Origin of the sequence: Achromobacter spanius, from assembly GCF_002812705.1 — a bacterium.
Taxonomy (GTDB): domain Bacteria; phylum Pseudomonadota; class Gammaproteobacteria; order Burkholderiales; family Burkholderiaceae_B; genus Achromobacter; species Achromobacter spanius.
In genome coordinates this window covers 1,299,413-1,311,944 of the sequence record NZ_CP025030.1, presented here as the reverse complement: position 1 = coordinate 1,311,944, position 12,532 = coordinate 1,299,413, and the positions used below count along the sequence as shown (strand labels likewise).

Annotated in this window: 11 protein-coding genes; 10 read left to right on the top strand and 1 reads right to left on the bottom strand. The window is 66.1% G+C overall.

The annotated features are described in order from the left end of the window. Positions 1 to 48 precede the first annotated feature (48 nt). Genes CVS48_RS05895 through CVS48_RS05885 form a run of 3 tightly spaced genes read left to right on the top strand, consistent with a single transcriptional unit; the run spans position 49 to position 4,901 of the window. The gene (locus tag CVS48_RS05895; RefSeq protein ID WP_100853664.1) at positions 49 to 1,029 is read left to right on the top strand and encodes a Bug family tripartite tricarboxylate transporter substrate binding protein; all 981 of its coding nucleotides are present in this window, start codon (positions 49 to 51) and stop codon (positions 1,027 to 1,029) included. Positions 1,030 to 1,066: 37 nt separating this feature from the next. Then, positions 1,067 to 3,130, top strand: coding sequence for a hydantoinase/oxoprolinase family protein (locus CVS48_RS05890; protein WP_100853663.1), 2,064 nt, complete (start codon positions 1,067 to 1,069; stop codon positions 3,128 to 3,130). Then, a complete protein-coding gene (locus tag CVS48_RS05885; RefSeq protein ID WP_100853662.1) occupies positions 3,123 to 4,901 on the top strand; it encodes a hydantoinase B/oxoprolinase family protein in 1,779 nt (592 codons plus the stop codon). Before CVS48_RS05890 ends, CVS48_RS05885 begins: the two co-directional genes overlap by 8 nt. Here CVS48_RS05885 and CVS48_RS05880 read toward each other — a convergent pair. Beyond that, a complete protein-coding gene (locus CVS48_RS05880) occupies positions 4,888 to 5,691 on the bottom strand; it encodes a GntR family transcriptional regulator (protein ID WP_100853661.1) in 804 nt (267 codons plus the stop codon). The two genes, CVS48_RS05885 and CVS48_RS05880, sit on opposite strands and share 14 nt — an antisense overlap. Positions 5,692 to 5,823: 132 nt before the next feature. Here CVS48_RS05880 and CVS48_RS05875 point away from each other — a divergent pair, with 132 nt between their 5' ends. Genes CVS48_RS05875 through CVS48_RS05845 form a run of 7 tightly spaced genes read left to right on the top strand, consistent with a single transcriptional unit; the run spans position 5,824 to position 12,529 of the window. Further along, positions 5,824 to 6,855, top strand: a complete 1,032-nt coding sequence (locus CVS48_RS05875) for an ABC transporter substrate-binding protein (protein WP_100853660.1) — start codon at positions 5,824 to 5,826, stop codon at positions 6,853 to 6,855. A gap of 59 nt (positions 6,856 to 6,914) precedes the next feature. Then, positions 6,915 to 7,976: an ABC transporter ATP-binding protein gene (locus CVS48_RS05870; RefSeq protein ID WP_100853659.1), complete on the top strand. Its 1,062-nt coding sequence runs from the start codon at positions 6,915 to 6,917 to the stop codon at positions 7,974 to 7,976. Further along, positions 7,973 to 8,839, top strand: a complete 867-nt coding sequence (locus tag CVS48_RS05865; protein ID WP_100853658.1) for an ABC transporter permease — start codon at positions 7,973 to 7,975, stop codon at positions 8,837 to 8,839. Before CVS48_RS05870 ends, CVS48_RS05865 begins: the two co-directional genes overlap by 4 nt. Position 8,840: 1 nt before the next feature. Then, the gene (locus CVS48_RS05860; protein WP_100853657.1) at positions 8,841 to 9,641 is read left to right on the top strand and encodes an ABC transporter permease; all 801 of its coding nucleotides are present in this window, start codon (positions 8,841 to 8,843) and stop codon (positions 9,639 to 9,641) included. Continuing rightward, positions 9,641 to 10,798, top strand: a complete 1,158-nt coding sequence (locus CVS48_RS05855) for an NAD(P)/FAD-dependent oxidoreductase (protein WP_100853656.1) — start codon at positions 9,641 to 9,643, stop codon at positions 10,796 to 10,798. The genes CVS48_RS05860 and CVS48_RS05855 overlap by 1 nt, the downstream gene beginning before the upstream one ends. Further along, entirely contained in the window at positions 10,782 to 11,090 is a 309-nt protein-coding gene (locus CVS48_RS05850; protein WP_100853655.1) for a (2Fe-2S)-binding protein, read from the top strand. The genes CVS48_RS05855 and CVS48_RS05850 overlap by 17 nt, the downstream gene beginning before the upstream one ends. Next, positions 11,087 to 12,529 carry an FAD/NAD(P)-dependent oxidoreductase gene (locus CVS48_RS05845; RefSeq protein WP_100853654.1) on the top strand — a complete coding sequence of 481 codons (1,443 nt, stop codon included), beginning with the start codon at positions 11,087 to 11,089 and terminating at the stop codon, positions 12,527 to 12,529. Before CVS48_RS05850 ends, CVS48_RS05845 begins: the two co-directional genes overlap by 4 nt. Positions 12,530 to 12,532: the final 3 nt, after the last annotated feature.

Sequence of the window (12,532 nt, the reverse complement as noted above, 5' to 3'; positions counted from 1 at the left end):
GCATGATCCGGCCACCACGAAGTTCTATCAACAAGGGGAAACCAAGCCATGAACCAAGGGCTGATACGCAGTTGCTTCCGCATTGCCGCCGGGGTCGCGTTGTTTGCCGCCGCCGGCACCGCCACCGCCGCGTGGCCGGACAAGGTGATCCGCATCGTCGTGCCGTTTGCCGCGGGTGGGTCCACCGACCTCATCGCCCGCAAGATCGCCGACGGATTGGGCCAGCGCCTGTCCGCCAACGTCATCGTTGAAAACCGGCCCGGCGCCGGCGGCACCGTCGGTACCGAATACGTGGCCCGCCAGCCGGCCGACGGCTACACCATTCTGATGGGCTCGGTCAGCACACACGGCAGCGCCCCGTGCATCTATTCCAAGCTGCCCTACGACGCCGTCAAGGACTTCACGCCCCTGACCGTGGTGGCCACCATTCCCAACGTCATGTCGGTGAACCAATCGGTGCCCGCCAACAGCTTGAAAGAGTTCGTGGCGCTGCTGAAGAAGGAGCCCGAAAAATACTCCTTCGCCTCCAACGGCCAGGGCACGTCCAACCACCTGGCGGCCGAACTGTTCAAGTCCACCGCCGGCGTCTCCATGGTGCACGTGCCGTATCGCGGCTCCGGCCCCGCGCTCATCGATCTGGTGGGCGGCCAGGTCAACATGATGATGGACGTGGTGATGACGTCGTACCCCTACATCAAGGACGGCAAGATCAAGGCGCTGGCCGTGACCTCGCCCGAGCGTTCGTCGATGTTGCCCGATGTGCCCACCGTCGCGGAATCCGGTTACCCCGGCTACGAAGCCATGGTGTGGTTTGGCATGCTGGCCCCCGCCAACATGCCCGAGCCGCTGCGCCAGCAGCTCACCGACGGCCTGGTGCAGACCCTGCACGCGCCCGCCATGAAAACGTACCTGGAACAGCAGGGCGCGCAGGTGTCGGACGTGGCGGGCCCCGCGTTCGCCACGATGATCAAAAGCGAGATCAGCAAATGGTGCGGGGTGGTCAAGCAAGCCGGCATCCGCCTGGACTGATCTTCCCTGGCAGCACACTTTCTTTGGAACACACGATATGTATCGCATAGGGATAGACGTCGGCGGCACGTTCACCGACTTCACGATGATCGACGAGGACGCGGGCGTGGTGCACTTCCACAAAGTGCCCTCCACCCCGCACGACCCGTCCGAGGCCATTGCCACCGGCATCGGCCAGATGCTGGCGGACCATGACGTGGCGCCCTCGCAGGTGTCGCACGTGGGCCACGGCACCACCGTTGCCACCAACCTCATCATCGAGCGCAAGGGCGCGCGTGTTGGCCTGATCACCACGCGCGGCTTTCGCGACGTGCTGGAAATCGGCCGCCAGACGCGGCCCCACCTGTACGACTACAGCGTCGGCAAGCCGCCCGTGGCCGTGCCGCGTGAGTTCCGTGTTGAAGTGAGCGAGCGCGTGAGCGCGTCGGGAGACGTGCTCACGCCGCTGGATGAAGCCCAGGTGCAGGCCGCCGCGCGGCAATTCGCCGAAGCCGGTATCGAAGCCGTCACCGTGTGCTTTCTGCACGCCTACCGCAACCCCGCGCACGAGCGCCGCGCCGCGCAGATCGTGGCCGAGGTCATGCCCGGCGCCTACATCAGCATGTCGTCCGATGTGCTGCCAGAATTTCGCGAATACGAGCGCCTGTCCACCACGGTGCTGAACGCGGCGGTGGGGCCGAAGATGGCGCGCTATCTGGAACGCTTCCTGCAACGGGTGCGCGACCTGGACATCAGCCACGAGCCGCACACCATCCACTCCAACGGCGGCCTGATGTCGATCGGCACCGTGCGCCAATACCCCGTGCGTACCTGCCTGTCGGGGCCGGCGGCCGGCGTGGTGGGTGCGGCGGCGGTGGGGCGCGCCATCGGCAGCCTGAACCTGGTCACCTTCGACGTCGGCGGCACCAGCACCGACGTGTCGCTGGTGTGCGACGGGCGTCCACTGTTTACCTCGCATCGGCAGGTGGCGGGCTACCCCGTCAAGACGCCCATGGTCGACATCCACGTGATCGGCGCGGGCGGCGGCAGCATCGCCTGGCTGGACGACGCGGGCGCCTTGAAGGTAGGGCCGCACAGCGCGGGCGCGGTGCCCGGGCCGGTGGGCTATGGCCGTGGCGGGCAGGAGCCCACCATTACCGATGCCGAAATCGCGCTACAGCGGCTGAACCCCATCGCATTGCTGAACGGACGCATGCCCGTGCACGCCCAGGCCGCACGCGACGTGATCGAGCAGCGCGTGGCGCAGCCGCTGGGCCTGGAACCCGAGGCCGCGGCCGAAGGCATCCTGCGCATCGCGGCAGCCAACATGAGCCGCGCCATTCGCGCGGTATCCACCGAACGCGGCTACGACCTGTCCTGCTTCGCGCTCTACGCCTACGGCGGCGCGGGGCCCCTGCATGCGGTGGAAGTGGCCGAGGAATGCGGCATCCCCGTCGTCATCGTGCCGCAGGAACCGGGCACCATGTGTGCGCGCGGCATCTTGTTGAGCGACATCTCGTTCGACTTCGTGCAAAGCGAAATATCGCTCGCGTCCGATGACACCTGGCCCGCCATCGCCGCCATCTTTGACGGCTTGCGCCAGCAGGCCGAGCGCTGGCTTGAAACGGAGCGCGTGGACCCGGCACTACGCGTGTGCCATAGCGCCATCGATGCGCGCTATGAAGGCCAGAACTTTGAAGTGCAGGTCAGCCTGGATGGCGTGGACATGGGCGCGGGCGGCCATGCGGAATTTGCCCGCCGTTTTGCCGAGGCGCATGAACGTGAATACGGCTACACGGTGGATGACCGCAAGGTGCAGATCATCAATTGCCGCATGCAGGCCGTGGGCCAGGTGGTGAAGGCGCCGCTTGCGCCGCGCTACATCGGCGGCGAGCTGGAAGACGCCAGCCTGGGACGGCGCAAGGCCTACTTCGGCGCGGTGCACGGCTGGAAGGAGACGCCCGTCTACGACCGCGACCGCGTGCCGACCGGCGCGTGCTTCATCGGCCCTGCCCTGCTTGAGGAAATGAGCTCGACCACGGTGGTGGGCGTGGGCCACGCAGCCAGCGTGGACGAGTACGGCAACCTGATCATCCGTTTGCAAGGAGGCTTGCATGAATAAGCCCGACAACGCTAAGCCCGACAACGCCAAGCCCGACCATTCCAATACCGTCGTGGCGCTGGCCGACCCCATCGGCATGGAGGTGTTCTGCAACCGCCTGCTCTCCATTACCGAGGATATGAACAACACGCTGGTGCGCGCGTCGTTCTCCACCAACATCAAGGAACGCAAGGATTGCTCGGTGGCCTTGTTCGACGCGGCCGGCAGGCTGGTTGCGCAGGGCACGCAGATTCCGCTGCACCTGGGTTCGCTGGACGGGGCCATGGGCGCGATCTTGCGCACGTACCCGGTGGATGACATCCGCGAGGGCGACGTGTTCATCTGCAACGACCCCTATCTGGCCGATGGCAGCCACCTGCCCGACATCAACATCGTCACCCCCGTATTCTGGGACGGCGTGCTGCGCTTCTTCGCCGCCAACATCGCGCACCATTCGGACGTGGGCGGCGCGGTGCCCGGGTCCATCGCGGGCGGCTTGAAGTCGATCTTCGAGGAAGGCATCCGCATCCCCGCCTGCCGCATCGCGCGCCACGGCCAGAACGATGAAGACATGCTGCGCCTGATCTGCGCCAACACCCGCGACCCCGAAGAGCGCGTGCTGGACCTGCGCGTGCAGATGGCCACCAACCGCCGTGGCGCGGCCGCCGTGCAAGGCCTGATCCGCCAGATGGGGCTGGACGCCGTGCTGCGTTCGGTGGACGACGTCATCGCCTACACGCGCCGCCGCCTGCTCAACCGCATCGCCGAACTGCAAGCGGGCAGCTACACCTTTCGCAGCGATCTGGATGACGACGGCATGGGCGGCGACCCCGTGCCCATCCAGGTGACGCTGACCGTCAGCCACGACAACCTGCACTTTGATTTCGAAGGCTCCGGCAAGCAGGCGCGCGGCGCGATGAACCTGCCGATCAATGCCCTGCGCGCCTGCGTGTACTACGCCGTGAAAGCGCTGCTGGACCCTGACCTTGCACCCAACGCCGGCCTGTTCGACCCCATCACGCTGTCGGCGCCGGTGGGCACCATCACCAACCCCGAGCATCCGGCCGCCGTGGGCGCGCGGTCCATCACCGCGCAGAAAGTCGCGGGCGCGATCTTCGGTGCGTTCCGTGGCCTGCTGCCGCCGGAAAAGACCATGGCGTCCAGCAATGACTGCTGCCCCGCCATCGTGTTTTCAGGCCGCTGGCGCGAGCGCGCGGGCCACTTCGTTTACTTGGAAACCTTGGGCGGTGGAGCGGGTGCGCGCTTCGATGCGGACGGCATGGACGCCGTGCATGTGCACATGACCAACACCTCGAACCTGCCCGTGGAAGCGCTGGAAAACGAATACCCCTTGCTGATGGACGAGTACGCCATGATCCAGGACTCGGGCGGCCCAGGCCGCACGCGCGGCGGCATGGCGATTGCCAAGCAGATTCGCGCGGTGGGCCCAGGCATCGTGTTCTCGGCGCGGTCGGATAGCCACACGGTGGGCGTGGCGGCGGGCGTGGATGGTGGCGGCGACGGGCGGCGTGCCCGGCTGGTGCGCAACTTCGGCACGCCGCAAGAGGAAGAACTGTTTTCCAAGACCGCCAACATTGCGCTGGCGGCCGGCGAAAGCGTGCGCATCGAAACGCCCGGTGGTGGCGGCTATGGGCCGCCGGCCGAACGCACCCAGGCACGCATTGCGCAAGACCTCGCCGACGGCAAGATCAGCTTGGATGCGGCACGCACGGCCTACGGTATGCGAGGCGTGCGCGCGGCCGACGGCGCAGGGGCAACTACCCCACGTTGAGGGTCATGGAGTACTTCATCTTGTCGTGCGGGAAGGTGGTGATGGTGGCCAGCAGCAGCAAGCCGCCATCGCCGTAGTAGCGGCGGGTGATGACGAAGCCCGCCGTCTTGGGTTCCACCTTGAGCTGCTTGGCGATGGTGGCGTTGATGGGCGTGGCCGAGAACTCCTGGTTGACCTCGGTGATGCGGTCACCGAAATGGTCTTCGATCAGGCGCAGTAGCGATATGCGTGATTTGACGTCCACGCGCACGTCCGAATGCTCGGGGTCCGCGTAGATCAGCGTGCTGGCCGCGGCGGTGCCCTGGTCGTCGAGTGTCTTGATGGAGTTGATATGCAGCCAGGACTTGTCAGCGGGGCAGCCCAGCGATTCGGCCAGCCGCTTGGGCAGCTTGATGGTACGCACGTCCTGCACCAGCAGGGCGGCGTTGCGCGCGTACTGAAGCAGGTCGGGGAATTGCGAGATGCGTTGCGTGAAACGCGTGCTGGCGCGGGCCGTTTCAACGCGGGTGCCCACGCCGGGGCGGCGCGACACCATGCCCGCCACGGTCAGCATGCGGATGGCTTCACGGATGGTGTGGCGGCTGGCGTTGAACTGGTCGCAAAGCTCGTGTTCAGTGGGCAGCAGCGTCATCACGGGGTAGCGGCCGGCGCTGATGTCCTGCGACAAGGTTTGAAAAATGCTCTTGTAGCGGGGGCCGCCGGTATCAACGTCCGGCGCTTGCGATTCGGGCTTGCCACGCGCTTGCCGTGCTCCGCCGGGGCCGGTTGCGCGCTCGGAGGATCGGGTCATGAGGAGGCTCCTTGAATTGTTATATGGGGTTTGTACGGACGATAACCCGATTGACAACGATGTCCGGTCGGATTCATTATTTGTCCGGACATTCATGTACGGACAAAGTGTACCAACAAATCGGGGGTTCTCATGAGCAAGGTACTTGCAGTACTCGCAGCGGCAACGGTAGCCGCAGGGCTCAGCGCCAACGCCATGGCGCAGCAGAAGTTGGTGGTGGCAGGTTATGGCGGCTCGTTCGAAGACATCATGCGCAAGGACATCTTCCCGCCCTTCGCCAAGCAGCACGGCATTGAACTGGACTATGTGGCCGGCAATTCCACCAACACGGTGGCGCGCCTGCAAGCGCAGAAAAGCAATCAGCAGATAGACGTGGCCATCATTGATGACGGCCCCATGTACCAAGCCATCGCGCTGGGATTTTGTGCCCCCATCAAGGGCCTGCCCGCTGACGACCTCTACAGCACCGCGCGCTACAAGGACGACAAGGCAGTGGCCATCGGCATCGTGGCCACCGGCATCATGTACAACAAGAAGGCTTTCGAAGAGAAGAAGTGGGCCCCGCCCACGTCCTGGAAAGACCTGAAGGACCCCAAGTACAAGAAGCTGTTGGTGGTGCCGCCGCTGAACAACACCTATGGGCTGCACGCCGTGGTGGAGTACGCCCGCGAGGGTGGCGGCGGTGAAAAGAATATCGACGCCGGCTTCACCACCTTCAAGAATGAAATCGGCCCCAACGTGCTGGTCTATGAACCGTCCCCGGGCAAGATGACCGAGCTGTTCTCCAGCGGCCAGGCGCTGATTTCCGTGTGGGGCAGCGGCCGCGCCAAGTCGTTCGCCGACACCGGCTTCCCGGTGGGCTTCGTGTACCCGCAGGAAGGCGCCTACGCCTTGCTGTCGTCCGTGTGCCCGGTGGCCAAGTCCAACGCCAACCCGGCCGCGCAGGCCTTCGTGCAGTACCTGGTGTCGCCCGAGGTGCAGGAAAAGCTGGCGTCCGCCTATGGCTACGGCCCCGTCAACAAGAAGGCCAAGGTCACCGACGACCCGCGTGTGCCGCTGCCGATTGGCAAGCGCGCCGCCGACCTCATCGTGATCGACTGGGACACCGTCAACCAGAACCGCGACGAATGGAACAAGCGCTGGACGCGCGAAGTCGAGCGTTGACGCGCAATCGCCGGTAGTGCAATACGGGGCGGCGCGGCGCGTCGCCCACGGGAGCCTTCATGACCTATCTAGTGTTGAACCGCCTTAGCAAGCGCTATGGCGAGACCACCGCCGTGCAAGAGCTGAGCCTGTCCGTGAACCGGGGCGAATTCATTTCGCTGCTGGGGCCCTCGGGTTGCGGCAAGACGACCACCCTGCAAATGATCGCGGGCTTTGTCGAACCCACGGGCGGCAGCATCGTGCTGGACGGCCGTGACGTCAGCCGCGTGCCGGCCAACAAGCGCGGCCTGGGCCTAGTGTTCCAGAACTACGCGCTGTTCCCGCACATGACGGTGGCCGAAAACGTGTCGTTTGGTCTTGAGATGCAGCGGGTCAAGAAGGACGAGCGCGAAGCGCGCGTGGCCGATGCGTTGAAGCTGGTGGGGCTGTCGCACTTGGCGGACCGCCATCCCGCACAGATGTCGGGCGGGCAGCAGCAGCGGGTGGCTTTGGCTCGCGCGCTGGTCATCCGGCCCAGCGTGTTGCTGCTGGATGAACCGCTGTCGAACCTGGACGCCAAGCTGCGCGAGGAAATGCAGTTGGAACTGCGCAGCATCCAGCGCACCATCGGCACCACCACCATCCTGGTCACGCATGATCAGTCCGAGGCGCTGGCGCTGTCGGACCGCATCGTGGTCATGAACCAGGGCCGCGTGGAGCAGGTGGCCGAACCCTTCCAGGCCTACGAAGGGCCGGCCAGCCATTTCGTGGGCGGCTTCCTGGGCAAGGCCAATGTGTTCACGCCCCAGGCCGAGCATTACGAAAACGAAACGCGTGCCCGCATCGGCGAGGCGCATATCCCGATGGCCGGCGCGGCCGTGCCGCAAGGCGCGGTAATCGTGCGGCCTGAAAAAATCCTGTTCTCGGAACCCGCCGCCTGTGCCCTGCCCGGCCGCATGAAGACCCGCGTCTTCCAGGGCAACCACTGGCTATGCCAGGTAGATACGTCGGTGGGCGAAGTGATGGTGATCCGCCAGAACGACGGCGTGCCGGTGCCCGCCGAGGGCGAGACCGTGCATTTGCGCTGGCGCGCGCAAGACATGTGCGAGGTGGCGTCCGCGCCGCGGGGCAGCGCGTCATGAGCACGCGCACCAACCCCTGGGTACTGAGCGCGCCGGCGCTGGTGGTGTACGCCACCTTCCTGGTGGTGCCGATGGCGCTGGTGTTCCTGATCAGCTTTTTCGACTTCCAGTTCTACGGCGGCATGCAGGCCACGTTTACCTGGAAGAACTACTTTGAAATCTTCAGCGACGGCTACTACTACGAGATCTACGCGCGCACGTTCGGCGTGGCGGCCGCCGTGACCGTGGCCTGCCTGATTCTGGGCACGGCCGAAGCGTATGTCTTGTCGCGCATGGCCAACCCGTGGAAGGGCTTGTTCCTGATGGTGGTGTTGGGGCCGCTCTTGATTTCGGTGGTGGTGCGCACGCTGGGCTGGGCGCTGTTGTTCGGTTCCACCGGCCTGATCAGCAAGGTGCTGATGGGCATCGGCCTGACCTCGACGCCCGTGGACCTGATGTACAGCAACCTGGGCGTGGGCATTGCGCTGACGCACGTGCTGGTGCCCTTCATGGTGATTTCGGTGTGGGCGTCCTTGCAGCGGATCAACCCGGCCACGGAAGCCGCCGCGCTGTCGTTGGGCGCGTCGCAGTTCACCGTGATCCGCCGCGTGATCGTGCCGCAGGTGATGCCGGGCATTCTGTCGGGCGCCATCATGGTGTTTGCGATGGCGGCAAGTTCCTTCGCCACGCCGGCCATCATCGGCGGGCGGCGGCTGAAGAACGTGGCCACCGCTGCCTACGACGAATTCCTGAACACGCTGAACTGGCCCCTGGGCGCGGCCCTGGCGGTGGTGCTGCTGCTGGCGACCGTGGTGGTGTTGCTGTCGGCCAACCGCATCATCGAACGCAAGTACGGCGCCGTCTTCAACCAGGCCGGAGGCTGAGATGCAATTTCGAAACGGCCCCATCGGGCTGATCTTCCACACGCTTTTCATCCTCTTCATCCTGGCGCCCATCGTCATGGTGTGCGCGGTGGCGTTCACCTCCGAAGGCTTTATCTCGCTACCCACCACCGGGCTGTCGCTGCGCTGGTTCCGTGCCATTCTGGACAACCCGCGCTTTGTCGAGGCGTTCTGGTTCAGCCTGGGCCTGGGCACGCTGTCGGCCACGCTGGCGATCGGCCTGGCCGTGCCCAGCGCGCTGGCCCTGGCCCGCAACCGGTTCCGTGGCCGCGAGGCACTGGTGGCCTTCTTCATGTCGCCGCTGATGATTCCGCATGTGGTGCTGGGGCTGGCCTTCCTGAAGTTCTTCACCACGGTGGATCTGGCCGGCACCTATGTGGGCCTGGTGGTGGCGCACGTGATATTGGTGATGCCGTACGCGCTGCGCCTGGTGCTGGCGTCGGCCACCGGCATCGACCCCGCGCTGGAGCGCGCCGCGCAGTCGCTGGGCGCGTCCAACTGGACGGCGTTTCGGCGCGTGGTGCTGCCGCTGTTGTTGCCGGGGGTGGTCAGCGGCTGGGTGATCGCCTTCATTACGAGCTTTGACGAATTGACCATGTCGATCTTCATTGCCTCGCCGTCCACGACGACGTTGCCGGTGCGCATCTTCCTGCACATCGAAGACACGATCGACCCGCTGGTCACCGCCGTGTCAGCCGTGCTGATCTACGTGACCATCATCGCCATCTTCATCCTGGACCGCGTGGTCGGTCTGGAAAAGCTGTTTGTAGGAAAGGGACGCTAATGACGGACGAGAAAGAACTGGCGCCCCGCGCGCCCGTGCATCGCGGCATTTATGACGCCGTGGTGATAGGCGGGGGCTTGGTGGGTTCGGCGATCGCTTACGGATTGCGGCGCGAACTGGACCATGTGGCCGTACTGGACGAAGGCGACGTGGCTTACCGCGCGTCACGCGGCAACTTCGGGCTGGTGTGGGTACAGAGCAAGGGCATGGGCCTGCCGCGCTACGGCGTGTGGACGATGACGTCCGCGTCCGGCTGGCCTCGGCTGGCCGCGCAGCTGCTGGATGAGACCGGCGTGGACGTGCATCTGGAGCAGCGCGGCGGTCTGCACGCGCTGCTGAGTGATGAAGAAGTGGAAGCGCGCGGCAACTTCATGAAGACCCTGCTGGCGCAGCCCGGCATGGCGCAATACGACTGGAAGCTGCTGGACCGCGCTGAAGTCGCCGACCTGGTGCCGGGCATCGGCCCCGACGTACGCGGCGCCACGTGGACACCGGTGGATGGCATTGCCAATCCGCTCAAGCTGCTGCGCGCGCTGCATGCGAGTTTTGCACAGCGGGTTGTGGATTACCTGCCGCGCCGTCCGGCGCAAGGCATCAAGCAGCGCGATGGTGTGTTCGAGGTTGCGACGCCGGGCGGCACGGTGCGCGCGCGCAAGCTTGTGCTGGCCTCGGGCCTGTCCAACAAGGACCTGGGCGCGCAAGTTGGCCTGGACGTGCCGGTGCGCCCGCAGCGCGGCCAGATCGTGGTGCTGGAACGCACGCGCCGCATGCTGGAGACGCCGCTATCCACCTTGCGCCAGACCGATGAAGGCACCTGGCTGATCGGCGATTCGCAGGAAGAAGCCGGCTATGTGGATAACCTGGTGGGCCTGCCTATCCTGGGTACGCTGGCTGATCGTGCCGTGCGCACGCTGCCGGCCTTGCGCGACGTGCGCGTGGTGCGCAGCTGGGCGGCGCTGCGCGTGATGTCCAAGGACGGCTTTCCCATTTATCAGCAATCCGAAACGTGCCCCGGCGCCTTCGTCGCCACCTGTCATAGCGGTGTGACGCTGGCCGCCGCGCACGCGCTCAATCTGGCGCCCATGATCGTGGCCGGCAAGCTTGCCGACGACATGGCGCCCTTCTCGACCCGGAGGTTTCATGTTCAAGAGGCTTGACGAGGCGCAGCGCCAGACGCAAAGCGCACCCGTGCGCGTGACGGTCAATGGGGCCGAACTGCAATGCCGGCCAGGCGATACGGTGGCGGCGGCGTTGTTCGCGGGCGGCGTGTCGGCCTGTCGCGACACGGCGGTGAACGAAGTGCCGCGCGGCCCCTATTGCATGATGGGGGTGTGCTACGACTGCCTGGTCACCATTGATGGCCAGGCGAACCAGCAGGGCTGCATGACGGCCGTGCGCGAGGGCATGAAGATCGAGCGCCAGTTGGGCGCGCGCAAGGTGCAGGCATGATCGAAACAACGCAATGCGATTTGCTGGTGGTGGGCGCGGGCCCGGCGGGCCTGGCGGCGGCGACGCTGGCGGCCACGTTGGGCGTGGACACGGTGCTGCTGGATGAACAGCCGGCGCCGGGCGGCCAGATCTATCGCGCCATCACCACCACCCCCGTCACCGACCGGGGCATCCTGGGCGAAGACTATTGGCATGGTGCGTCGCTGGTGGCGCCGTTCAAGCAATCGGGCGCGCGCTACGTGCCGGGCGCCACCGTCTGGGCGGTGGCCGAACGCACCGCGCCGCAGCCCGACAAAGGCTTCGAGGTGGCGTACTCGGTGGCGGGCGAAGCGCGCATCGTGCACGCGCGCCGGCTGCTGCTGGCCACGGGCGCGCAAGAGCGGCCCTTTCCGATTCCGGGCTGGACGCTGCCCGGCGTCATCACCGCGGGCGCGGCGCAGATTCTGCTGAAGTCGGCGGGCGTGGTGCCGGCCGACCGCACGGTGCTGGCGGGCAGCGGCCCGCTGCTTTACCTGGTGGCCTGGCAGTACCTGAATGCGGGCGTGAAGATCGACGCGCTGCTGGAAACCACGCCGCCCGGACGCATGAGCCAGGCGCTGCCCAAGGTGTGGGGGTTCTTGCGCTCGCCTTACCTGGGCAAGGGCTTGAAGCTGCTGCGCGCCGTCAAGGCGGCGGTGCCGATCATGCGCGGCGTCACGGCCTTGGAAGCGTTGGGCAACGGCAAGCTGGAAAGCGTGCGCTACACGGCGGGCGGCGTCACCAAGACCTTGCCCGCCGAACAACTGATGCTGCACCAGGGCGTGGTGCCCAACGTGAACCTGTCGCGCGCCGTGGGCGCCGAACACCGTTGGAACGACGCGCTGGACTGTTGGGAGCCGCAGGTCGATGAATGGGGCCTGACGTCGGTGGACGGCATCGGCATGGCGGGCGATGGCGCGGGGATCGCGGGTGCGCTGGCGGCGGAACACCGGGGCCGGCTGGCTGCCTTGCAGGCCGCGCATCTGCTTGGCCGCATCGACGCCCGTAAACGCGATAGCGAGGCCGTGGCGCCGCGCGACGGGCTCGCCCGTGCCGTCAGGGGCCGCGAGTTCTTCGACGCGCTGTACAAGGCGCCTGACGCATTCCGGCGGCCCACCGGCGACACCATCGTGTGCCGCTGCGAGGAAGTCACCGCCGCGCAAGTGCGCGAGACGGTCAAGCTGGGCTGCACCGGTCCCAACCAGATGAAGGCTTTCCTGCGCTGCGGCATGGGACCGTGCCAAGGGCGCTTCTGCGGGCTGACCGTGGCCGAGATCATCGCCGAGGAACGCGGCGTGCCGACGCAGGAAGTGGGCTATTACCGGCTGCGCTTCCCGACCAAGCCGCTGACCTTGGGAGAACTCGCGTCGCTGCCGCAGACGGATGATTCCCGCCAGGCCGTGGTCCGCTTGAAGAAGTAATGC

Coding starts and splice junctions, on each gene's coding strand:
- CVS48_RS05880 (WP_100853661.1), bottom strand. CDS start 5,691: ATGACCCGATCCTCCGAGCGCGCAACCGGCCCCGGCGGAGCACGGCAA.
- CVS48_RS05885 (WP_100853662.1), top strand. CDS start 3,123: ATGAATAAGCCCGACAACGCTAAGCCCGACAACGCCAAGCCCGACCAT.
- CVS48_RS05870 (WP_100853659.1), top strand. CDS start 6,915: ATGACCTATCTAGTGTTGAACCGCCTTAGCAAGCGCTATGGCGAGACC.
- CVS48_RS05850 (WP_100853655.1), top strand. CDS start 10,782: ATGTTCAAGAGGCTTGACGAGGCGCAGCGCCAGACGCAAAGCGCACCC.
- CVS48_RS05875 (WP_100853660.1), top strand. CDS start 5,824: ATGAGCAAGGTACTTGCAGTACTCGCAGCGGCAACGGTAGCCGCAGGG.
- CVS48_RS05855 (WP_100853656.1), top strand. CDS start 9,641: ATGACGGACGAGAAAGAACTGGCGCCCCGCGCGCCCGTGCATCGCGGC.
- CVS48_RS05895 (WP_100853664.1), top strand. CDS start 49: ATGAACCAAGGGCTGATACGCAGTTGCTTCCGCATTGCCGCCGGGGTC.
- CVS48_RS05860 (WP_100853657.1), top strand. CDS start 8,841: ATGCAATTTCGAAACGGCCCCATCGGGCTGATCTTCCACACGCTTTTC.
- CVS48_RS05890 (WP_100853663.1), top strand. CDS start 1,067: ATGTATCGCATAGGGATAGACGTCGGCGGCACGTTCACCGACTTCACG.
- CVS48_RS05845 (WP_100853654.1), top strand. CDS start 11,087: ATGATCGAAACAACGCAATGCGATTTGCTGGTGGTGGGCGCGGGCCCG.
- CVS48_RS05865 (WP_100853658.1), top strand. CDS start 7,973: ATGAGCACGCGCACCAACCCCTGGGTACTGAGCGCGCCGGCGCTGGTG.